The sequence below is a fragment of the Sporosarcina soli genome, assembly GCF_042655805.1.
In the GTDB taxonomy this organism is placed as follows: Bacteria; Bacillota; Bacilli; order Bacillales_A; family Planococcaceae; genus Sporosarcina; species Sporosarcina soli.
Genome location: NZ_JBHSNO010000005.1, coordinates 1,351,372 through 1,374,406 on the forward strand (window position 1 = coordinate 1,351,372; position 23,035 = coordinate 1,374,406).

General features: G+C 44.6%; 18 protein-coding genes. 5 read left to right on the plus strand and 13 right to left on the minus strand.

All coding sequences use genetic code 11. The features are described 5' to 3' along the window. Positions 1–9: 9 nt before the first annotated feature. The 7 genes from ACFPRA_RS10520 to ACFPRA_RS10550 all read right to left on the minus strand — a co-directional run bounded on the left by ACFPRA_RS10520 (position 10) and on the right by ACFPRA_RS10550 (position 11,043). Positions 10–2,049, minus strand: coding sequence for a hydantoinase/oxoprolinase family protein (locus ACFPRA_RS10520; protein ID WP_381433816.1), 2,040 nt, complete (start codon positions 2,047–2,049; stop codon positions 10–12). A gap of 102 nt (positions 2,050–2,151) precedes the next feature. Beyond that, positions 2,152–3,624: an APC family permease gene (locus tag ACFPRA_RS10525; RefSeq protein ID WP_381433819.1), complete on the minus strand. Its 1,473-nt coding sequence runs from the start codon at positions 3,622–3,624 to the stop codon at positions 2,152–2,154. A 46-nt stretch (positions 3,625–3,670) separates the two neighbouring features. Next, the gene (locus ACFPRA_RS10530; protein ID WP_381433821.1) at positions 3,671–5,026 is read right to left on the minus strand and encodes an aminotransferase family protein; all 1,356 of its coding nucleotides are present in this window, start codon (positions 5,024–5,026) and stop codon (positions 3,671–3,673) included. A 386-nt stretch (positions 5,027–5,412) separates the two neighbouring features. After that, the gene (locus ACFPRA_RS10535) at positions 5,413–6,603 is read right to left on the minus strand and encodes an acyl-CoA dehydrogenase family protein (RefSeq protein ID WP_381433824.1); all 1,191 of its coding nucleotides are present in this window, start codon (positions 6,601–6,603) and stop codon (positions 5,413–5,415) included. 16 nt (positions 6,604–6,619) lie between these two features. Beyond that, positions 6,620–7,786 (minus strand): saccharopine dehydrogenase family protein, encoded by a 1,167-nt coding sequence (locus tag ACFPRA_RS10540; RefSeq protein WP_381433827.1) that lies wholly within the window; start codon positions 7,784–7,786, stop codon positions 6,620–6,622. Between the two features lie 24 nt (positions 7,787–7,810). Further along, the gene (locus tag ACFPRA_RS10545; protein WP_381433829.1) at positions 7,811–9,289 is read right to left on the minus strand and encodes an aldehyde dehydrogenase family protein; all 1,479 of its coding nucleotides are present in this window, start codon (positions 9,287–9,289) and stop codon (positions 7,811–7,813) included. 245 nt (positions 9,290–9,534) lie between these two features. Beyond that, positions 9,535–11,043 (minus strand): DHA2 family efflux MFS transporter permease subunit, encoded by a 1,509-nt coding sequence (locus ACFPRA_RS10550; protein WP_381433832.1) that lies wholly within the window; start codon positions 11,041–11,043, stop codon positions 9,535–9,537. Positions 11,044–11,233: 190 nt separating this feature from the next. Between ACFPRA_RS10550 and ACFPRA_RS10555 the strand changes: the two genes are divergently transcribed. Then, positions 11,234–12,136 carry a TetR/AcrR family transcriptional regulator gene (locus ACFPRA_RS10555; RefSeq protein ID WP_381433835.1) on the plus strand — a complete coding sequence of 301 codons (903 nt, stop codon included), beginning with the start codon at positions 11,234–11,236 and terminating at the stop codon, positions 12,134–12,136. 65 nt (positions 12,137–12,201) lie between these two features. Then, the gene (locus ACFPRA_RS10560; RefSeq protein WP_381433838.1) at positions 12,202–13,002 is read left to right on the plus strand and encodes a TIGR00266 family protein; all 801 of its coding nucleotides are present in this window, start codon (positions 12,202–12,204) and stop codon (positions 13,000–13,002) included. 162 nt (positions 13,003–13,164) lie between these two features. Here ACFPRA_RS10560 and ACFPRA_RS10565 read toward each other — a convergent pair whose 3' ends face one another. Beyond that, a complete protein-coding gene (locus tag ACFPRA_RS10565) occupies positions 13,165–14,523 on the minus strand; it encodes an MFS transporter (protein WP_381433841.1) in 1,359 nt (452 codons plus the stop codon). A 450-nt stretch (positions 14,524–14,973) separates the two neighbouring features. Beyond that, a complete protein-coding gene (locus tag ACFPRA_RS10570) occupies positions 14,974–15,474 on the minus strand; it encodes a flavin reductase family protein (RefSeq protein WP_381433845.1) in 501 nt (166 codons plus the stop codon). Between the two features lie 306 nt (positions 15,475–15,780). On the opposite strand from ACFPRA_RS10570, the gene ACFPRA_RS10575 reads away from it, so the two are divergent. The 3 genes from ACFPRA_RS10575 to ACFPRA_RS10585 all read left to right on the plus strand — a co-directional run bounded on the left by ACFPRA_RS10575 (position 15,781) and on the right by ACFPRA_RS10585 (position 18,246). Next, entirely contained in the window at positions 15,781–16,854 is a 1,074-nt protein-coding gene (locus ACFPRA_RS10575) for an LLM class flavin-dependent oxidoreductase (RefSeq protein WP_381433848.1), read from the plus strand. A 179-nt stretch (positions 16,855–17,033) separates the two neighbouring features. Further along, on the plus strand, positions 17,034–17,273 hold the full coding sequence (locus tag ACFPRA_RS10580; RefSeq protein ID WP_381434863.1) for an SDR family oxidoreductase: 240 nt from the start codon (positions 17,034–17,036) through the stop codon (positions 17,271–17,273). 184 nt (positions 17,274–17,457) lie between these two features. After that, complete coding sequence (locus ACFPRA_RS10585) at positions 17,458–18,246, plus strand: IclR family transcriptional regulator (RefSeq protein WP_381433851.1); 789 nt, start codon at positions 17,458–17,460, stop codon at positions 18,244–18,246. A gap of 99 nt (positions 18,247–18,345) precedes the next feature. Here ACFPRA_RS10585 and dmpG read toward each other — a convergent pair whose 3' ends face one another. From dmpG to ACFPRA_RS10605, 4 genes are all read right to left on the minus strand, one after another. Then, on the minus strand, positions 18,346–19,350 hold the full coding sequence (gene dmpG, locus ACFPRA_RS10590; RefSeq protein ID WP_381433854.1) for a 4-hydroxy-2-oxovalerate aldolase: 1,005 nt from the start codon (positions 19,348–19,350) through the stop codon (positions 18,346–18,348). After that, entirely contained in the window at positions 19,350–20,237 is an 888-nt protein-coding gene (locus ACFPRA_RS10595; RefSeq protein WP_381433856.1) for an acetaldehyde dehydrogenase (acetylating), read from the minus strand. Before ACFPRA_RS10595 ends, dmpG begins: the two co-directional genes overlap by 1 nt. 300 nt (positions 20,238–20,537) lie before the next feature. After that, positions 20,538–21,299 (minus strand): IclR family transcriptional regulator, encoded by a 762-nt coding sequence (locus tag ACFPRA_RS10600; RefSeq protein ID WP_381433858.1) that lies wholly within the window; start codon positions 21,297–21,299, stop codon positions 20,538–20,540. Positions 21,300–21,453: 154 nt separating this feature from the next. Then, positions 21,454–22,962, minus strand: a complete 1,509-nt coding sequence (locus tag ACFPRA_RS10605; RefSeq protein WP_381433861.1) for an APC family permease — start codon at positions 22,960–22,962, stop codon at positions 21,454–21,456. Between the last annotated feature and the right edge of the window lie 73 nt (positions 22,963–23,035).

Genomic DNA, 23,035 nt, shown 5'->3' on the forward strand with positions numbered 1-23,035 from the left:
CATTCCCCCTTATGATTTCGTGTATTGAATGATGATGTTCCGATACTCGTCCGTTTTCGCCGTAAATTGCGGTGGAATGACAATGGTCGAATCGAGCTGGTTAATAATTGCCGGCCCTTCCAATTCCACTCCCGTCGGCAAGTCCGAACGGCGATAGACGGAAGTCTGCACAAAACCATCGGACTCTTCGAAATAGACAGGGCGTTCTTCGATAAATGCGGATTCCAATGTCCCTTGTACAATTTTCTTCGGCAGTTCCGGTTTTTCCACGACGCCGATGGCAGCTACACGAAGGCCATAAATCTCTACATTTTGATCGGCATCGGAAAATGCAAATTCGCGTTCATGCTCCCTGTGGAACTGGAAAAGCGCATCGTCCATCGACTTCAATTCCCGACCGATTGTGATCGCTAACGATCTCCATTGCCCCGCATATCTCATATCGACGTAACGGATGAAGTTCATGTCCTCTTGGGCGATCCCTTCTTCTTCCAATAGTGCTTTCCCCTCTTTTTCCATTGAAGAAAATTCTGCTTCCAGCGCTTCTAATGACATGCTTTTCGCATCTGCTAAAAATGTCTTTGTAATATCATGTTGAACGTCAACCATCAAACAGCCCATAGCAGCCGCCACTCCCGAATAAGGTGGAATGATTACATTCGGAATATCCATCTCTTTCGCCAAATAGGCACTGTGCAATCCACTTGCCCCACCGAAGGCAACGAGTGCAAAATCACGGGGATCATAGCCCCTACGTACTGAGATTAGACGAAGCGCATCACACATATTTGCATTGGCCACTTTCAAGATGGAATTGGCCGCTTCCGCTACTTCAAGATGGAACGGTTGACCGATACGTTTGGAAACTGCTGTTAAAGAAGCTTCCTTATCCAAGTGCATCAGTCCATCCAACAACTTCGTATCCAATCTTCCAAGCACTAAATTGGCATCCGTATTTGTCGGCTCTGTGCCGCCAAGTCCATAACAAGCGGGACCCGGTTCAGCTCCCGCACTCTGCGGCCCATTCCGTAAAGAACCACCTTCGTCGATCCAGGAAATACTGCCCCCGCCAGCCCCGATCGTCAAGATTTCAATACTCGGAAACCCGATCGGATAGCCATATTCGATAGACCAATCTTTCGTGATCCTCAATTCTCCCTCATACATCAAGGAGATATCCGTACTCGTCCCACCCATGTCAAATCCGATGGCATTTTTATAACCGCATAATCCCGCAATGTATTTACTCGCAATCGCTCCGGCGGCAATTCCCGAACTCGCAAGTCTAGCAGCATAACGCGGTACTGTTTCCGATGTCATGACACCGCCGCCTGAGTGCAGGACTAGGATATCGCCTTCATACCCTACCGCTTTCATTTCGCCTTCCAGTTTTTTAATATAGTTGCTCACAGTCGGTCCAAGAACTGCATTGACAATGGTCGTACTCATCCGATCCGTCTCAAAGATTTCAGGCAAGATGTCGTTGGAGGCACAAATATAAACATCACCAAGTTCTTCCTGCAGGATTTCCTTTACTTTGGCTTCGTTTTCACCATTGACATACGCGTTAATAAAACAGACGGCAACTGATTCGACACCACGTTTTTTCAACTTCGCCCCTAAAGCACGCACTTCTTCCACATCAATCTCTTCCAAGACATTCCCCGCATAATCGATTCGTTCTGTCACTTCAAAACGATCGCGGCGTTTAATATACGGCGGTGCGACATCATTGTACGCATCCCACAAATCCAGCCTTGTCCCATCACGGATTTCAATGACATCCCGGAATCCTTTCGTTGTGACAAGCGCTGTCTTCGGTAATTTCCTCTCAATCAAAGCGTTCGTTCCAACGGTCGTCCCATGGGAAAATTGCATAATATCTTCCCCGGATATCCCGGTCTTTTTTATACCTTCGAGTATCCCTACTTCAGGCTCTTTCGGAGTGGAGGATACTTTCGTGATCGCAATTTCTTTCCTTTTTTCATCAAACACAAACACATCCGTGAACGTCCCGCCTACATCGACTGCAAAACGATAATCTGTCAATAGATTCCTCTCCCTTTTCGGCCTATTCACACTGCAAATTATTTACGAGAAAAAGAAGTTAGAACTCAATTCTCTTTCTAACTTCTTTTTCAACCTCATCTATCAGCTATACATTTCGCCCACCTTATCACGATCCTTGATATCCTTTTCAGATAGGATATCCTCTTCTTGAAGGACCCGCTCCACCTCTGCATCCAAATGCGCATTGGCATTCGCCGCTCCGTATTTGCTGATCGACGTTTTATAGAAGACCGCTCCCAATAGGACCCATACAAAGATGATCACCCACTCATACGGCCAAATAAGCGCTGATGGCATCCCCGGCATGTACAGGATGGCCATCCCTACAGACATGACTAAGGCAATCCAGCCGATTGTCGTACCTCCCCGCACACGGAATGGCCGCCGCAACTGCGGCCGCTTTTTCCGAAGTATGATAAATGACAAAGCGACCATCAGCCAAGCGACGACCAATGCCAATCCACCTGCATCCACAAGCCAAACGAGAGCTGGTCTTCCGAACAATGGCGCTGCAGTCGTCAAAACCGCAATCAACAAAATCGCCCTATGCGGCGTCTTGTATTTCGGGTGCAACTCTCCAAGCGACTTCGGTAGCATTCCCGCCTTCGCCAGCGCGTAAATTGCACGGCTCCCGCCTACGTAGAAACCGACCCAGCTTGATAATATCCCTCCGATCCCCCCTAGCACGAGGATATTCCCCATCATCTTACTGCCTCCGAAAGCTTTTGCCATCGCATCCGCCGTCACCAATGTAGAACCCGAAATTTCCGAAGGCGTCATAACCATGGAAACACCAAAGATAATCAGGACATACCAAGCAACTGCCATCAGAACGGAAAACACCAATAATTGACCGATCCGCTTACGAGGCAAATTGATTTCTTCTGCCGCTTGCGGAATGACATCAAATCCGACAAACATGAAAGGTGTCATGATCAGCACAATCATCAAGCCCGCCATGCCACTTCCGAAAAGAGGCTGCAAATTTCCAACGTTTCCGGCCACCGAGCTTCCTGTAATCAACAACACACCTGAAACGATGATCAATAACGTCAGAATTGTCATGACGATACTTGTTAGCTTCATACCTCGGTAATTGATCCAAGCAATCAGGATAGAGCCCGCAATCCCGACGCCCGCCCAAGTGGCCGTCACATCCCAGCCTGCAATCGTATACATATACCCCTTCCCATATCCCGGGAACAAATAATCAAAAACGGTCGGAAGCGCAACTGCTTCAAACGCAACAACGGAAACATATCCAAGGATAATCGCCCATGTCAGAATAAAAGAAGGTAATCGTCCCATTGCGGTGTAGCCATAAAATAACTCCCCTCCCGCTAATGGAAGGGCTGAAGCCAATTCTGCATACGTTAATCCGACAAAGACAACAAGTAACCCACCTATGAGGAATGCGAGAATTGCTCCGAGCGAACCAGCTTCCATGATCCATAGTCCCGCAGTGACGACCCAGCCCCAACCAATCATCGCTCCGAATGCAAGTGCAAGCACATCCCGATTCCCTAAAACTTTCAATAGCTTCTGATCTTCCACTCGATCCCCCCCAGTCCACACTCATTCTAGTTCTAGAATTACCTGTTTATGAAAGTTTTACCGATTGGCTTTCCAGCTCCTGCTGAACAGCCAGCACAGATTGACGTAATCTTTCAATGAGGGTATCGATCTGCTCTTTGTTAATGATGAGCGGCGGTGAGAAACAGACAATGTCTGTCCCGTCGTAAGTGACTCCTCGGCAGATGACTCCCCGTTCATGCAATGCTTCAATCATTCTTGACGTCACTTTCAAATCGGGTGAAAATCGAGTATTCGTTGCGGGATCTTGGACAAATTCAATTGCTCCAAGCAATCCGACTGTACGGACATCTCCAACAATCACGCTCTCTTCTTTAATCGATTGAAGACCTTTCAACAATTCTTCCCCCATAAGACGGGAATTTTCTACCAGCCCTTCGTTCTCCAAAATCTCAATATTTTTCAACGCAACAGCCGCACCTGTCGCATGTCCGCTATACGTAAATCCATGGAATAAGACACCTTGCGATTTCTCTTTCAGCACTTCATGGATTTGATCCGAGACGATCACGCCACCAAGTGGGAAATATCCGCTCGTAACCCCTTTAGCAAAGGACATTAAATCCGGTTCAACAGCCCAGTTTTCAATACCGAACATCGTTCCCGTCCGTCCGAAACCAGTGATCACTTCATCTGCCATAAACAAAATACCGTATTCGTCACAAAGCTTACGCACCTCTTTAAAATAATCGCTTGGTGGAATCAGGACACCGCCGGCTCCTTGCACCGGTTCCGCCATAAAGGCGGCTACCGTCTCCGGTCCTTCTGCTTCAATAACTTCCCGAATCGATTGGATCGACGCAGTTGTTCCGATTTCATATGGTGTTTTTGCGTGGGCAAAGCCCGTCAGCATATGCCCTGCCATATCCCAAAATTGAGGGATACCAGTTGCACTTGTCGCACCCGCAGTCACGCCATGATAGCCACGGCTCAGCGAAATGATTTTATTGCGCTCAGGCTGACCTTGAATTTTCCAATAGTGCCGGATTAGTTTGATAGCGGAATCATTGGATTCGGAACCTCCTGACGTGAAAAACACCGCATTCAAGCTGGGAGGTGCAAGATCAGCAATTTTTTTAGCTAAACGAATTGCGGGCTCATTGCTGAATGTCGAAAAAGTAGAATTAAAAGCAAGTTGCTCCATTTGTTCCTTTGCCGCTTCCGCAATCTCTTTGCGACCATGTCCGATGTTGACATTCCAAAGTGACGACATCGCATCTATGAAAGCGTTTCCTTCCTTGTCCGTCAAATAGATGCCATCGCCTTTTTCAACAATGAGCTTTGGCCCTTTTTCCTGCTGTTCCATAATAGAAGTCGTCGGGTGAATAAAGTGCTTTTTGTCCAATTCAATTAGTTCTTTCATGTTATTTCCTCCTCGTTTGTTTGTAATTATTTTTGGGCATTAAAATAGCCAGCTCAAAAAAAGATTACGGTTAGCCGTAAATCCATTTGAACTGGCTTTTACCTGCGAAGAAAAATCGGGATTCGATTTTCGACAGGTTAGGCAGCATTGTCTGATTTCCATCTTCATCATGCTCCGGCGGATGTCACAGATTTTGAATCTAGCTTTGCTCGACTCAAAATCTGGACGCAATTACGCCAAGGCGTAATTTTTTGGCTTCAACATGACTCATTGCTAATACTTTACCCCACATGCCGATAATTGTAAATATTAAAAATTGTCGAACGATGTAGTTTTGCAAAGTTATTTTCGACATTCACAAAAAATTTGTGGAATTCCTTTTCCTCTTATTCAAACGGCCATTCCGGAAGCATATAGCTCAACGGCTTATCTTCCCGATACCCGAGGACATATTCCGCTTGCATAATTGTATGGATTTCGCGCGTCCCTTCGTAAATGACGGGCGCTTTCGAATTACGTAGGAAACGCGCGACCGGGTATTCGTCCGAATAGCCGTAAGCGCCATGGATTTGGAAGGCATCGTCCGCCGCTTTGTTGGCAAAATCGCATGCTTGCCATTTCGCAAGTGAGGTCTGGCGCGTGTTGCGTACCCCTTTGTTTTTCATTTCGCCTGCGCGGTAGACGAGAAGGCGGCTCATTTGGTAGCCCGCTTCCATATTGGCGATCATTTGTTGAACGAGTTGGTGTTTACCGATCGCTTTGCCAAATGTTTCGCGCTGATGGCAGTATTTCACGCTTTCCTCGAGGCAGCCCATGATCAATCCGACGGCTCCCGCTGCTACGGTGAAGCGACCATTATCAAGCGCGGACATCGCAATTTTGAATCCTTCCCCTTCTTTCCCAAGCAGATTCTCCGCCGGAATCCGCATATCTTCGAAGAACAGTTCTCCGGTATTGCCGGCGCGAATACCGTATTTCCCTTTGATCGCTTTGGAGGAGAAGCCCGGTGTCGTCCGTTCGACGATGAATGCACTGATTCCATGATGTTTTTTTGATTTATCCGTATAGGCGAAAACGAGGAAATGGTCCGCGACATCGCAAAGCGAAATCCACGTTTTCTGGCCATTCAATATATAATGAGCCCCGTCGCGTACCGCCGTCGTCGCCATCCCCGCAACATCCGATCCAGCGCCTGGTTCCGTCAAGCCGAAAGCGCCGATTTTCTCACCTTTCGCTTGTGGAATCAAATACTTCTGCTTCTGTTCTTCCGTCCCCCATTGCAAAAGCGTCATCGAATTCAAACCGATATGCACCGATACCGCCGTACGGAATGCCGTATCGCCGCGCTCCAACTCCTCACACAGAATCGCGAGCGAATTATAGTCCATGCCGCTGCCGCTGTATTTTTCTGGTATGCAAACGCCCATGAAACCAAGATCCGCAAGCTTCTTCCAAATCGCTGGGTCGAAGCCGCCTTCTGTATCCCATTTCTGGATATGCGGCATAATTTCTGAATCGACAAATTGACGAGCCGTTTTTCTCAACATCTGCTGTTCTTCGGTAAAACTGAAATCCATGCCATTTCCTCCTCCATTAAGCCGATGAGTCTCTCGTCTCCACATGCTCTACAATGACGACACCACGCTTTTTCATCTCCTGCATATACAATTCCCCCGGCACGATCTGTTCCGGTGGATGGACGCCGCGTTTTGTAATCGTGCCATTGCCGATCATTTGCGCAACGACTGAAAGGGTATTGGCAGTAGCACGCGCCATCGCCGTTTCATTGACTGTCTGATCTTTTTCTGTAATCAAATCATATTCATAGGTGACTGGGTTCCCTTTTTTAACACCGCTGACGATAACCCGAAGTAAAACGACATCCGCCTTGTCGCCAAGACGTAGCTGTGGCGATAAAAGCTCACGCATGATGTCACGAATTTTTATCGGTTTACCGTCTATCATCACTACCTTATTCCGTGACAATAAACCGAGATCGACGAGCAACTGGAATTTTTCCGCATGCCCTTTATAACGAATTGTCTTGTATTCGAGTGTTTCAACATTCGGGAACGATTTTGTCAAGGTCGATGTGCCGCCCGAAGTATGAAACGCTTCCAATTCGCCGTACTGTTCAAAATAGATCGACTCCACTTCGGACAAGGACGGGACTTCCAACAACTGGCCGTTCCGGATGACATGGGAAGGGTCCGTGTAATGATCGAACACCCCTTCTAACGAAAAGACGACATTATAGTTTAGCGGCGGTTCCGGTGTCACCGGAATCCCTCCAACATACAATTTGATCGTCATCACTTGATCAAGTTTCCCTGCTCCATACCCCGTCAAAATATTGATCATCCCCGGCGCAACGCCTAAGTCCGGAATGATCGTAATCCCTTTCGCCTTCGCTTGGTCTGCCAACGCAAGTACCGCATCCGTCGCCCCTCCGATATGACCTCCCAAATCGATGGCATGAACACCGATATCTACAGCAGTTCGTGCCACTTTTTCATTGAATGTATAGAACAACGCATTGATGACGACATCTCCAAGTCTCATCACATCGCGTAATTGCACATCATTTTGCGCGTCCAACCGCAAAATATCGAGTTTATCGGAATTGAGTTCTTCCGCGAAATCCTCTGCCTGCCGGACGTTCAAGTCCGCCAAATAGACTTTGTCGACTTCTTCGCTTTTCACAAGATCGCGGGCAGCCTCTTTCCCCATCAATCCTGCGCCAAGTATGACAACTTTCATATCCTCAGCCCCTTACATCGCGAGTTAGTCCGTGTCGATTTGTGCCCGTTGCAATTTACCGCTATAATCCACGTAAATACTCTTCCATTCCGTAAAGACATCCAATGCCGCAACACCCGAATCCCGATGACCATTCCCCGTTCCTTTCGTCCCACCGAACGGCAGATGGATTTCAGCCCCCGTCGTTCCCGCATTGACATAGACGATGCCCGTATCCAAATCTCGCTGCGCCCGGAATACTTTATTGACATCACGCGAGAAAATAGAACTCGAAAGTCCATATTTCACACTGTTATTAACGTCAATCGCCTCATCCAAATCAGCCACTTCAATGAGTGAGACGACCGGGCCGAAGATCTCTTCTTGCGCAAGACGACTATCCCATTTCACATCAGTGAATAAAGTCGGTGCAACATAATGGCCTTTCGCAAGCGCCCCCTCCCTCAATAGTTGGCCTCCCACCAGCAGTTTCGCCCCTTCTTCTGTACCAATGCGGATATAACTCTGAATCTTCTCCAGCGCTTGTTGATTGATCACCGGGCCTACTTTCACCGATTCATCCAGCCCATCGCCGATTGTCAAACCTTCCATCGCTTCTACCAGCTTTTGTTCAAGTTCCTTTTTCACGTCTTTATGGACAATGACACGGCTGCATGCTGTACAGCGTTGCCCAGCCGTTCCGAATGCGCTCCACAGAATCCCTTCCACTGCAAGATCGATATCGGCATCCTCCATGACGATGACCGCATTTTTCCCGCCCATTTCCAGTGACACTTTCTTCAGATGGCGTCCGCCCAGTTCCGCAACATGACGACCCGTTTCCGTCGACCCGGTGAACGAAATGACACGGACGTCCGGATGCTCGATCATCGCCGTTCCCACCTCAGATCCAGATCCAAAAACAATATTTGCCACGCCACGTGGTATGCCCACTTCGTCAAAGATCAATGCCATTTCATACGCCATCATCGGTGTTTCTGTTGCCGGTTTCCAGACGAACGTATTGCCCGCGACAATCGCCGGGAAAGATTTCCACGTGGCAATCGCTACCGGGAAATTCCAAGGGGTGATTAATCCAACAACCCCGATCGGTGCACGGACACTCATCGCAAACTTATCCTGCAATTCGGATGGGACTGTTTCCCCGAATAAGCGCCGCCCTTCCCCTGCCATATAAAATGCCATATCGATCCCTTCTTGGACTTCGCCACGCGCCTCCTCGATTACTTTCCCCATTTCCTTCGTCAACACTTGTGCTAAATGTTCTTTCCTTTCTTTCATGACACGACCGATTTCATATAAAAAGTCTGCGCGCTTCGGTGCGGGGACGAGCGCCCAATTTTTCTGCGCCTTTTTGGCTGCTTGCACCGCAAGGTCCACATCTTCCTTTGTCGACAACCTCACTTCTGCCAGCTGTTCGCCGTTCGCCGGATTGATCACTGCCGTGTAGTCTGCGCCTTCAGTACTTTGCCACGTACCTCCGATATAGTTGTTCAGTTGCATTGCTCCGTCTCCCTTCTAAAAGCATCATTTTTCCGAAAATTCCTTTACTAAATAATTCGACATTTCATACGAAATTCCTTTCCCTCTCCTTAAGTATATGTATCTCACTGTTTGCCAATGATAGCTCTTTCCAGACAGGACAAAAGCGCAGGGCGCCTGCTTAGACGATCAAAAAGCCTTGGAAAGACAATCGCTTCCCAAGGCTTTTTCAATCAGTTACGCCCCGGCGTAATTGATCTGATCTATTATTTTTCATTTTCCTCCGACTGCGCAAACGATTTTTCGCGAGTCGGTTGTGTCACACGTTTCACAAAAAACGTTAACACCAACGCAACTAGCGCGACGATTGTCGAAATGAAAAACGAGAATTGAATGCCGTCCAACATCGCTTGTGCACCAAGTTGCTCTTGCAATTTCGCGAGCCCCTCGGCAGTTGTCGGGGCGTTGCCAGACGCTTGCGCTTCCGCAAAAAGATTCGCACCCGCCGATTCCATCCGCTTTGTCATAATCGTCAACAACACCGCAGATCCGATTGCACCGGAAACTTGTTGTAACGTGTTATTCATAGCCGTTCCGTGCGGATTTGAAACCATCGGCAACTGATTTAACCCATTCGTCATGACAGGCATCATAACCATTGAAATCCCGAACATCCGAATCGTATAAATGAACATGATATAGTAGTAACCGGAATCCATACCGAGCTTACTCAAATAGTATGTCGAAACGGTTGTGATGACTAGACCCACAATCGCTAACATCTTCGGTCCGTATTTATCGAACAGTCTTCCCGTAATCGGCGACATGATTCCCATGACGATTGCACCTGGAAGCATCAAGATGCCTGAATGAAATGGTGAAATCTCTCGAATCGTTTGGACATAAAGCGGCGTCAAAATCATTCCAGAAAACATGGCAATGGATAGGACGATCGAAATAGCCGATGATAAGGCGAACATCGGGTACTTATAAATTCTGAAGTCGAGCATCGGATCGTCCATGAGCAATTGACGAACAATGAATAGAACAAGCCCAACCGCACCCGCAATGATCGTCCCATAAACGAGTGGGTCTCCCCAGCCCATATCCCCTGCCGAACTGAACCCGTAAAGAAGACCGCCAAAACCAATACTTGATAAAACAAGGGATAAGAAATCCAATTTCATATCACGGTTCGGAGTAATATTTCGCAGTTTGAAAAACGCGTAGACAAGTGTCAAAATCGCAAATGGTAAAATAATACCGAAAAGGGTACGCCATGTATAATGTTCAACAATCCAACCGGATAGCGTCGGCCCGATTGCCGGCGCTGTAATCATAACGAGCCCAAAAACGCCCATTGCAGTTCCACGGCGTTCAATTGGAAATGCCACCAGCATGATGTTCATCAGTAAGGGCATCATCATAGCAGATCCTGATGCCTGAATCATCCGGGCTGCAACGAGCACCCCAAATGATGGCGCCAACATCGCAAGAAGCGTCCCAACAGTGAAAAGCGACATGGCTGTGATGAACAACTTCCTATTTGTAAACTTCTGTACGAAGAACGCACTAGCTGGGATTAAGATACCATTGACCAACATATACCCTGTCGTCAACCATTGCACCACCGATGGCTTCACAGAAAACTCATCCATAATCGTCGGCAAAGCAACGTTCAATAATGTATTATTCAAAAAAGCTACGAATGCGCCGATAAACAAAATCGCAATCATCCCATATGGCGGCTTTTCGTGCATTTGTTTCATATCCATCTAATTCCCCCATTCAACTGTCCTTCGCGTAGCTGACAGTTTAAAGTTTGAACCTCTTGTTCACTACTTGAAACATTTTATACTCATGGTATAAAAAATGCAAACAAAAAATTTCCCACCTCTATATTTATTGATTTCACCCACTTTCAAGGATAAAATAGAAGTAGACTATGAGTACAAGGGTGATTATGTGAACGAACGGAAAAGACAGGTTTTATTGACAGCGCAGCGAATTTTTATAGAGAAAGGGTTTGCTTCTACGTCTGTTCAAGATATTTTGGATGAATCCGGCATTTCCAAAGGTACGTTCTATAATTACTTCACTTCCAAAAACGAATGCTTGATGGCAATATTAGATCACGGATGGGATGAAGCTGAAGTGAGAAGACGTGAACTGCTGATCGGCCAAGACCGAACAGACAAAAACGTCTTAGCGAAGCAAATCATCGTTAGAATGCAGGTCAATCACGAAAAAAATTTGTTACCCATTTTCGAATCGATTTTTCATTCCAATGACCCTGAGCTTAGGGCTTTTGTAAAGAAAATGCTGTTAGTTGAGTTTACATGGCTAGCAGACAGATTTGTGGATATATACGGGAAAGAGGCCGAGCCTTATGCCGCTGATTGCGCAGTCCTCCTCATTGGCATGCTTCACCAAATGTTGCGTCTTCGCTCCCGCCATGCTGAAAAAGAAATAGATGTCGAAGCACTTGTGCAATACGTCATCCGAAGAATCGACTCCATCGTTCCCGATATGATTCAGTCAAAAGATGCACTATTGGAGAATGGAATTTTCTTCGAATTAGGTGCTCCCAAAAAAGAACAATCTATCTCTAAAGAGGAACTGTTGGAAAAGCTTTCGGGATTTCTTGCGTTACTCGATGACGATGGACAGCCTGTTAACAAACAGTATGTCCAATTTCTGTTGGATGAATTACGTTCAGAAAACCCACGCATCTTTGTTTTAGAATCCGTTGTCCAATCGTTTCGCAAAGCTTTTGTCGGGACTTCACACGCACCGGAAGCCCATGAACTAGCTAATGATGTCTGGCATCAGATGGACGCCATTCGAAAAGAAGAAACATCCAAGTAATTCGTTGAAACTTTCTGAGTACGCATCCGTATGTTTAACTAGCAAACAATCAAGGGAGGAATTCGATGAACAACCACGAGATCGATTACAAACTGTATGGGGATGATATGCAATTCGTCGAGGTGGAACTTGATCCGCAGGAGACCGTTGTCGCGGAAGCAGGCGCTCTAATGATGATGGAAGACGGCATTGAAATGGAGACAATTTTCGGTGACGGATCCGGATCTTCCGGGGGCGGAATCATGGGCAAACTGATGGGAGCGGGTAAACGGATTCTAACTGGGGAAAGTCTCTTCATGACAACCTTTACGAATACCGGATCTGGGAAGAAGCACGTCTCATTTGCTTCACCGTATCCTGGGAAAATCATTCCGATGGATCTCAGTGAACATGACGGGAAAATCATCTGTCAAAAAGATGCATTCCTTGCCGCCGCAAAAGGCGTATCCGTCGGCATCGAATTCCAACGTAAAATCGGCACGGGATTCTTTGGCGGTGAAGGGTTTATCATGCAAAAACTGGAAGGGGACGGCATGACTTTCATCCACGCAGGTGGGACGATTGTCGAGAAAAAACTGCTGCCCGGCGAAACATTACGCGTCGATACCGGATGCCTTGTCGCCATGACACGTGACGTCGATTACAACATCGAAATGGTCAAAGGCGTCAAAACAGCATTATTCGGCGGCGAAGGACTGTTTTTCGCAACGCTCCGCGGTCCTGGAACCGTTTGGATTCAATCATTGCCATTTTCAAGACTCGCAAGCCGCGTATTCGCAGCAGCCCCGCAAACACCTGGTGGTAAATCCGTCGGTGAAGGCAGCGTAACCGGAGGACTGTTCGACTTGCTTGGCGGGAAAAACTAAATTCGATATAAGCACAAACTAGGGATGTCCCGTCAGTCGTTTTGTCATCGACTTGCGGGACATCCCCTATTTGTGGTTCCCATTCACAAAAAAATTTCAAAGAAAAAGGTTCAAAGCCCCGCTCCAATCGAGTCTTTCAAACCTAATGAATGAATTAACTTTTTAAATTCTTTGAGCTTGAGCTATACTTTTTTCCTCAGATGTTTTTTTTGCCTTTACGACAGAAGAGTATTTTTCTTGGACTAGCATAATAGAAATCGCAGCGATTATACCCGGAATTGCAAATGCAAGAAAGTTCATATTGATAGGTAGATTCATGGTTAAAAGCATTCCCCCCATGATAGGTCCTGCTATCCCACCTAATCGTCCGATTCCTAAAGACCAACCGATCCCACTTGAACGCATATCGCTTGGATAATACTGAGAGACATAGGCATTCGCGATAATTTGCGTACCAATCGTTGCTGCTCCTGCTATGGCAACCAGAATGAGTAAAACAATCATGTTCGCTTTAAATCCTAGTAGAAATAGTGATAGAGCGGCTAAAAGATAAAATAAAATTAACACACTTTTCGGGTTCCATTTATCCGCCAACCACCCTCCTCCAATTGCACCAAAGATTGCACCGAAGTTTAGAACAAATAAGAATACCAGACTTGATTCTAAACCATATCCAGCACTTTCCATAAATTTCGGCAACCATGTATTAATGCCATAAATCATTAATAGACACATAAAGAAGGAGATCCAAAGCAAGACAGTACTCAAGGCACGACCTTTGGTAAATAGCTTGATGACAGGACTCCCTTTTTCTTCATGTTTGGAGATTTCCAGCTGACTTTCTTCATGTAACACAAAGCCCGGTTTGACTTTAGCCAATAATTCTTCCACCGTTTTTGATTGATTCTTTATCATTAACATTTCCGGTGACTCCGGTAATGATTTATACATAAATGGAAGAGCCAATAAAGGAAGCCCTCCTACGAAAAATACGGATTGCCATCCAAAGTTCGGGATAAGAAAAATAGCAAGACCTGCCGCAAGCATCCCCCCAACAGAATATCCACTGAACATAACGGAGACAAGCGTACTTTTCAAGTGTTTCGGTGAATACTCAGACATGAGAGCAATCGCATTAGGCATGACACCGCCTAATCCGAGTCCTGCAATAAAACGATATGCCCCAAATTCAGTCACACTGTCGGCAAAACCGATTAAAAAAGTGAAAAGGCTAAACAAAGCTACACAAAACAGAATAACATTTTTCCTACCCAATTTGTCTGCTAAAGGACCAAAGATCAGAGCTCCAAGCATCATGCCAATTAACGCGTAACTTCCCAATGTCCCTGCTTGATTTGCTGTCAAAGACCATTCATTCATTAAGACTGGAACGACAGATCCGAAAACGACTAAATCATATGCGTCAAATACGATACAAAAAGCACACCAAAAGAGCACTTTTGCATGAAAACGATTAAACTTTGATTCGTCAATTACTTGTCCCACATTAACAGAGTTCATAAGATTCTCCTTTTCTTTTTAAACATGTCATTAAAGCGTTCATGATAAAAGATAGCGCTTTCAAATCTAGCAATATTTATTCTCTAATCATCCGAACAAAAACACTCCAAAAAGAAGAAATATTCAAACAAAAACATCTTTATCCCCCCTCGTAAATTTTGTCATAGATTTTCTCCATTTTACTTACACATCACGATCACTAAGCCTCACACTTTAATAAATACCATGCGTTTTGCTTATTGTGAAGCACCTGCTTTTTCTTTAAAACACGAAGCTTTTTTGAAACAATTGATTTAAACTGTTTCGTTTCTAATAATGGATTCTTCATATGAAGATGATGGCAGTGGTTTATGATTTTCTTTGCACTAGCTCCCGGGTGCTTCTCCAAATAATGAATGACGGTCTCCTCAATATTCATTATTTTTCACCTCATCAATTCTTTTAATTTACTTATTTAACCGCATAAAATTCATCAGGAATGGATGCAAAATGCCTCCGGTGATATAACATTGGCTCTTTCTCATTCTTTATAATGGTCTTCACATTACCAATTAAGATCGTATGATCCCCCGCTTCTACCGCCTTAAACGTTTCGCACTCCAGAACGGCGAAAGTATCCTCAATAATGGGTAGTCCTCTTTCCGAAAATGCCCAGTTACATTGACTAAAACGGTCAACTCCCTTACTCGCAAATGTACGGCAGAGTTCTTGCTGATCTCCCGCTAAAATGTGGATTGCAAATTCCCCGCCGTTTACAAAATCATGAAGTGTAGATACACCATGATCGATCGACCAAAGAACCATAAGAGGATCTAAAGAAACAGAAGCGAATGAGTTAACGGTTAACCCGATCGGTTTTCCCTCTTCAGTAGTTGCCGTTACAATCGTAACGCCCGTAGGATAATTCCCCAGTACTTCTTTAAATAAATCCTGGTCTTTGACTTTAAGCATTATTTTTCCTCCCATTGTTTAGAATCATCTTTACTCTTTAGTAAGATAATTCCGATTTTAGTAGTTTCTAAATCCTTCATTTTGTTAACCATAGGTGAACATAGTTCAACATTGGTGATCATTTTTAATTATACTACCCGCTCTTCATTTGTAAAGTCCAAATATCAAAAAATACTAATTGTTTAAAACTACCTAAATAAAACAATTTTTCTCTTTACAAGCCAAGATACATTTGTTATCGTTTGAATTAACGTTAGGTGAATTAGATTCACGAAACGTTAACAAAAAAGATGAGGTGACTGTCAAATGAAAATTGGTTATTTTACTTTAACGGATAATCCTATCGAATACGGCGATACACGCAAGAATCCAAATCAAATGATCTTGGACTTAGAAGAACAATGTATTTATGCGGAGGAACTTGGTTTTAACTCAGTCTGGGTTCCTGAACACCACTTTAGTGCATTAGGCGTTCTTCCGTCGCCGGCTATGTTTTTAACAAGTGTGGCTGCAAAAACAAAGAAAATTAAATTAGCGCCAGCTACTGTGTTGCTTCCAGCTACGCATCCAATTCGTTTAGCTGAAGAATACGCTCTACTAGATTTACTAAGTAATGGTCGGGCAATCTTTTCGGCAGGGCGTGGATATGATAAACGTGAATACGATGTTTTCGGCATCGACTTTAACAAAAGCCGTGAACTTTTCTTTGAAGGATTGGACATTATTCAAAAAGCATGGCGTTCCAAAGGTCCGATTTCTCATGAAGGAGAAAACTTCTCATTCCCAGAAATTCAACTTACACCTACGCCTGTACAAGAAAACTTACCAATTTATGTAGCCGCTTTCAGTGAACCTTCTATCCGCAAAGCTGCAGAAATGGGAGAACACGTTATCTTCGCTCCATTCGCCGCAAATATGGTATTCGGCACGATGGAAAACGCTATTCAGACGTTTAATCGGATTTCTGCTGAAAATGGATTTACGGACAGAAAGGCAAGCTGCTCCTACTTCATCAATGTGGTGGAAACAAAAGAAGAGGAAGAAGAAACAAAGCGGCGTATGTTAAAATACTTTACCGGCCTTGTTCCTGCATTCCCGGAAGATCCATCCAAAGCACCGCCAAATATCCGGTATTTCGCCGAAATCGTTGATCAGCTAAAAAATATGACGACGGACAGTTTGAGCGATAAAAGCATTATCGTAGGCGATGCTGAATATGTAACCCAAAAACTCAAAGAAATCGAAGCAACAGGTTTAGATGAAGTCATCCTCTACTTCGATTTCGGAGGGCTGTCGCATCAAGACACGATGAAAGCGATGGAACGTTTCACTAAGCAAGTCATGCCGCATTTTAATCAAGAAGAAGCATTGGTCCTATAATTGAAGACAAAATACGAATCCCCACTATCAGCATGAATAGTGGGGGTTCGTTTTGCTGTAACATTCTTAAAATCGTAATGTAGACATTCTGTTATAAGGAGGGTCTGCCATGGATTTGCAGTTAGCTGGTAAAAAGGCACTGATTACAGGTGGTAGTAGAGGAATCGGGAAAGCATGGGATTACTGTCAATACTGTCTATCCAGGTGTTACCGAAACTGAAACAACAAAAGATCGATTCCCCAGTGAAGCGGATTTACTGAAGGCCTCTAAGATGAACTCAATCGGACGCTTAGTTAAAGCGGAAGAAATAGCCAATGTGATTGCATTTTTATCCTCACCATTATCGGTTGCTATTACAGGCGATGTGATTGATGTATCCGGAGGATCAGGCAACGCTGTTTATTATTCAGATACTTAAAACATCACCAATATAAGCCTTAAAACCCCACGATGACGATTAGGTTTTTGTGGGATTTTTTTGCCTAAAAGGAAAGCCCACTATATACTTATACATAAGATGAAAACTTGCGATATACATAATACCGAAAGCATGCTACATACATTTCGACTGAATTTTAAAATAAAATACGAGGAGATACGACATGAGTAGCGAAGAATCCAAAAGTAAAGGAATACAATCCATCGAGGTAGGAGTAGACATACTAAAAAAAATTGCTGAAGCCGATAAACCTCTATCTATTACTGAAATTGCCAACTTATGTGATACATCCAAAAGTAAACTGCATCGTTATTTAACAAGTTTTATTAGAACCGGGATGTTAGAGAAAAGTGAAGACGCTAAATACACACTCGGAGCAGAATTAATCATGCTAGGGTTAAGCGCATCCCAAAAGCTAAACATTACTGATATCGTTGCCCCGCATTTAATTGAGGTAAAAAATAGATTAAATGAAACAGCAGCACTAGCTATTTGGGGAGAAGGCGGTCCTTTTTTTATCAGTTGGGAAGAAAGCAATAGACCCATTAATATTGGAATCAAAGTGGGCTCCCGTGTTGGAGTTACCCAAAGTGCTTCTGGTCGAGTATTTGCCGCCTATTTGCCCAGTCATTTGACTGCCGAACAAATCAGCCGGGAATTAAGTAAAAACTCTATCAGTGAAGATCAACTTCAAGAGTATTTGAACACCATACGTGAGAAAGAGTACTCTTATGTGATCAGCACTATTGTTCCAGGTATTAGTGCAATAGCCGCGCCAATTTTTGACCATACCTCACAAGTAATTGCCGTGCTGACTGTGGTAGGCCTTGAAAACTCTTTGGATATATCAGAAAGCTCTGAAGCTGTAAAACTTTTGAAAGAAAAAACTATCGAAATATCCAGACTTTTAGGTGCACCGATTGATACTTTGCAACGAAAGGGACTTGCATAACAAAAGGGATGTACCATAAGCCGTTTCATCATCGACTTACGGGACATCCCGATTTTTCAACACAAACTGATCTTCAATCGTCCATCAATCCCATTCAAATCACTTCATTTTCGCCAATTCCGAAGCAACGTCTAAAATCATATCCTCCTGTCCACCAACTACTTTCCTCTTGCCTAATTCCACCAAGATATCTCGCGGGTCCAGTCCGAATCTTTTTGCCGCTCGTTCTGAATGGATTAAGAAACTTGAATAGACGCCGGAATACCCCAATGCTAAACTTCCCTTGTCTACAAGTTGCGGCCGCTTCATAATCGGTGTCACAACGCTTTCGGCAAGATCCATCATCTTATACACATCGATTCCAGGGTTTTGCCCCATTAAATCCAATACTGCTGTTAATACTTCCGTTTGTGTATTGCCTGCCCCTGCTCCTAGGCCGCACACACTACTATCAATTCTTGTCGCACCTTCTTCAATGGCAATGAGCGTATTCGCAACAGCCAATGACAAGTTATTATGCGCATGGAAGCCCACTTCGCAAGTTAGTGCTTGGCGAAGCGCTCGAACTCGTTCCCTTACTTGTTCCGGTAAAAGTGCCCCCGCAGAATCGGTAATATAGACTGCTTCCGCCCCGTAACTTTCCATCAGCTTTGCTTGTTCAACCAGTTTTTCAACCGGTGCCGAATGGGCCATCATCAGAAAACCTAATGACTCCATGCCCAATTCCTTCGCTTTCGCAATATGCTGGGCCGAAACATCCGCTTCTGTCACATGTGTAGCGACACGTACTAATTTCGCCCCGAGTTCGTGGGCTTGTTTCAATTCATGGACCGTCCCAATTCCAGGGATCAGCAATACAGCAATTTTAGAAGATTGAGCCTCGGCCACAGCACGCTCGATCAATTTCATTTCATCGACAAGAGATTTTCCATATTGTAAGGTAGATCCCCCTAATCCATCGCCATGACTGACTTCGATGTAATGCATGCCCGCTTCATCCAATGCCCGTACAACCGAACCGACTTCCTCTGCTGTAAATTGATGCGACACGGCGTGGCTTCCATCACGAAGGGATACTTCCGTCAATTTCACTACGTTTGTCATTAGTTCGTCACCTCTTCTTCAACATGTAGAATTCTTCTCGCTTGCTCTTCCGCCACTTTCACTGCTGCGGCTGTCATAATATCGAGATTTCCTGCATAGACCGGGAAATAATCTCCCGCCCCTTCAACTTCCAACAAAATGGTCACTTTGTCTTCATCAAAAATCAATTCTTGTTTCAGACGATAACCCGGTACATAACTTTGCACCACTTGAAGCATGTCGTTTACCGATTTTGTAATCGCCTCGGCATCCATGTTTTTCACTTCACAATAAATCGTATCCCTCATTAATACCGGTGGCTCCGCAGGGTTAATCAAAATGAGCGCTTTCCCCTTGTCCGCTCCCCCTACTTCCTCAATGCCCCGACGCGTCGTAATCGTAAATTCATCAATATTAGCACGCGTTCCAGGTCCCGCACTCTTACTGGAGATCGTGGCAACAATCTCAGCATACGTCACATCCGCTACCCGATTCACTGCATGAATCATCGGAATCGTCGCTTGACCGCCACAAGTGATCAGGTTGATATTGGACTCGGCATTATACGTATCACCGTTAACCGCTGGTGATACTAATGGACCTACCGCCGCCGGAGTTAAGTCGATAGCGATTTTATCCAATTCTTTCAATACTTCAGCATTCACTAAATGGGCTTTTGCTGAAGTCGCATCAAAGAAAATCTCCGCTAGGTCAGGATTATTTTTGACCGCCTCAATCCCATTACTAAACGTTTGATACCCTCTTTCCTTCGCCTTCTTCAACCCATCCGATTGCGGATCGATCCCGATGACTGCGGTCAAATTCAACAATTCGCTTCGTTCCAATTTGTACATTAAATCCGTTCCGATATTACCCGAACCGATAATCGCTACATTGATTTTACTCATTTTCTCCACTCCTTTTTCAAAGTTTCAAAGTCCTTGTACACCCAAACCTTCTCTGCATACGCTTCTATCTTGAATTAATCGAATCGGCTTAGGCATTTCCAAAACCTCTTCATAGTTCGGCATTGCCGAACTAAGTTCGACTAATACGTTTATTAAAATATAATCAAGATTGATCATCCTGTCAATACTAAATAGTCTTTCTTTGCACAATTGACAGAAAATATATTCTTGCTGACCTCAAAAAAACCATATGGGAAGCCCTCCCATATGGCATGTTTGGTCATCTATTCACTTCTCCATTCACTTTGTTGAACCCATTTCCCGCGAGATACTGCGGGCAGCTTCTCTTATACATTGCTTCGCGATTTCTATTTTTTCTTCCGTAAATCGGAATTTAGGGCCTGCTGTACTGACGGATCCAATTACACGATTATTGCTGTCAAATATCGGGGCCGCGACACAAAACAATCCCATTTCAATCTCTTCATCGTCCGTCGCATAGCCTCGTTCCTTAATTTTTTCTAACTCTTCAAGAATTACATTCTTGTCCAGAATCGTCTTTTCCGTGTAAGCTTCCATTTTAGTAGATTGCAAAATGGCTAGTTGCATCTCCTTATCCAAATGGGCCAGTATCGCCTTCCCTACGCCTGTACAATAGAGCGGAGCTTTTCTCCCCACTTGTGAATACATTCGTAACGCACTATCACTCTCATGCTTGTCCACATAGAACGCCTCATTATTTTCAAGTTGGACTAAGTGGACTGTTTCACCTGTTTGACTAAATACCTCTTTTAAATAAGGTCCCGCCTTTTCTTTGATATCTAACCCTTTACTCACCGTATTCCCGAGTTCAAATAGCCGAATTCCCAATTTATATCTCTTTGTCTCACTGTTTTGAATCAAATACCCTCTCATCACTAATGTTTTAATGATTCCATGCACAGTACTTTTAGGAAGTCCCATCCGTTCACTGACTTCCAATATACCTAATTCAGCATTCCTTTCATTGAACATCTCCAGAATTGTTAAAGCACGATCTACCGACTGTATTGGCTTAGACATGTTTGACCTCCCGAGATTCGGCATTGTCGAACCCTGTTTGATTATTTAAAATAGTATAGAGAATGCTATCTTTTGTCAATAAAAAGATTGAAACCTTCAAAAATCCAAACAGCCCATCCGCCTAAAATAAACGGATGGGCTGTTTTCTATTTTTTTAATTTGTAAAAGAGACATTTTTACTGTCAAAATCCTCAGAGGCATCATTGTTTTCGACTTCGGATTCAATCGTTTTCCCTAATACATAGTACTCCGTCTCTTCTTGTTTCAAACTATTATACCGCTTGCGGATCACCCCATAAAAACCTCCGCCGACAACTCCCCAGATAACGAGAAGTATGTACGATGGCGCCGATAATGCTGCTGGCGAGAATGGTATGAGGAGCAATAGTAGAAAAACGGCACTGGCAATCATTCCGACAAGCGCTAGAAACTTCTTCAACGGAGCAATTTCCCGTCCTGCCGTTTCTGCTTTCCACGCCAATACTTTATAGGCAGCGAAGCAAGTAAAGAAATACGCAACGGAGACACCAGTCGATGACATGTCCACAATCCAAGATAACGCCTGTCTACCAAACCACGGCATCGGCAATGTAATGACCGCAACAAACCATATTCCCCAAACAGGTATCTGATTCTTTTTCGTAATCGTCCTGAACATATCCGGTAATGCCCGTGCCCGCGCCATTGAAAACAAGAGACGGCTGGCTGACATATAAAAGCCATTCAATCCTGTGAATATCCCCATAATGATCGCGATAGCCATGATAATGAGACCACCTAAGCCAAGCGCCGAACCGACGACATCACCCGTCAACCAGAGATTGCCGCTCACTTCCGACATTTTCGGGAAAGTCCATGCCGTTAGCCCAATCATTATTGCGTAAATCAAAAAAGAAGTGAAAAGCGATAACACAATTAAAACGGTCGCCTTGCGCGGGGAAAAATCGAACTCCTCCGCCGCTTGCGGCACATTGTCAAAGCCGACATATGCCCAAGGTGCAATGGCAAGAATGACGAGAATTGAAACAATTATAGATTGGTTACCGCTAAATAATGGTTTCATATTCTCTAGCGGATTCTCTGCAACCCCGAATGTAAATGCACCAAGCAGAATAACACCTGCAATAAGCAATACACTAAAATAAAATTGGATTCTTCCTGATACACTCGTCCCCGTCGTGTTGATCAAGGCAAAAATGATCAGGATTGCCGAAGAAATCAGTACTTCCGGCAAATAAACATCCCAACCAGCCACCGAGTATAAATAGAATTGCTTCATGAATCCCGGTGCTAAAAACTTCAGCAACAGCGAAAACGCTGAGGCATTCAACGCAACAATCGATATGTATCCTAGCGACAAAAACCAACCGCAAATGAATGCCCATTTCTTACCTGCCGCGATAAACGCATATGTAAATCCTCCGCCCGACACCGGGAATTTCTTGATCATCACGCCATAGCTCGATGCAATCACCATCATGATCACCGCACCGATCAACAGACCGATCATCGCGCCTAACGGTCCCGATTCCCCGATCCAATCACCCGGCAAGATGAATGCTCCCCATCCGACGGACGAACCGAGTGCAATCGCGAACACCCATGATGGTTTCAATGTTTTCGTTAACTTTCTCCTTCGTTCATTAGAGTCTTGACCATCCATTTACAAATTCCTCCTAATTATTTTTGTATAATGTATTCCCTACCTTTCTAACCTAAAACATAAATCTACTTAA

Coding starts and splice junctions, on each gene's coding strand:
- ACFPRA_RS10570 (WP_381433845.1), bottom strand. CDS start 15,474: ATGCTTAAAGTCAAAGACCAGGATTTATTTAAAGAAGTACTGGGGAAT.
- ACFPRA_RS10605 (WP_381433861.1), bottom strand. CDS start 22,962: ATGGATGGTCAAGACTCTAATGAACGAAGGAGAAAGTTAACGAAAACA.
- ACFPRA_RS10575 (WP_381433848.1), top strand. CDS start 15,781: ATGAAAATTGGTTATTTTACTTTAACGGATAATCCTATCGAATACGGC.
- ACFPRA_RS10530 (WP_381433821.1), bottom strand. CDS start 5,026: ATGAAAGAACTAATTGAATTGGACAAAAAGCACTTTATTCACCCGACG.
- ACFPRA_RS10600 (WP_381433858.1), bottom strand. CDS start 21,299: ATGTCTAAGCCAATACAGTCGGTAGATCGTGCTTTAACAATTCTGGAG.
- ACFPRA_RS10540 (WP_381433827.1), bottom strand. CDS start 7,786: ATGAAAGTTGTCATACTTGGCGCAGGATTGATGGGGAAAGAGGCTGCC.
- ACFPRA_RS10585 (WP_381433851.1), top strand. CDS start 17,458: ATGAGTAGCGAAGAATCCAAAAGTAAAGGAATACAATCCATCGAGGTA.
- ACFPRA_RS10550 (WP_381433832.1), bottom strand. CDS start 11,043: ATGGATATGAAACAAATGCACGAAAAGCCGCCATATGGGATGATTGCG.
- ACFPRA_RS10565 (WP_381433841.1), bottom strand. CDS start 14,523: ATGAACTCTGTTAATGTGGGACAAGTAATTGACGAATCAAAGTTTAAT.
- dmpG (WP_381433854.1), bottom strand. CDS start 19,350: ATGACAAACGTAGTGAAATTGACGGAAGTATCCCTTCGTGATGGAAGC.
- ACFPRA_RS10595 (WP_381433856.1), bottom strand. CDS start 20,237: ATGAGTAAAATCAATGTAGCGATTATCGGTTCGGGTAATATCGGAACG.
- ACFPRA_RS10545 (WP_381433829.1), bottom strand. CDS start 9,289: ATGCAACTGAACAACTATATCGGAGGTACGTGGCAAAGTACTGAAGGC.
- ACFPRA_RS10535 (WP_381433824.1), bottom strand. CDS start 6,603: ATGGATTTCAGTTTTACCGAAGAACAGCAGATGTTGAGAAAAACGGCT.
- ACFPRA_RS10560 (WP_381433838.1), top strand. CDS start 12,202: ATGAACAACCACGAGATCGATTACAAACTGTATGGGGATGATATGCAA.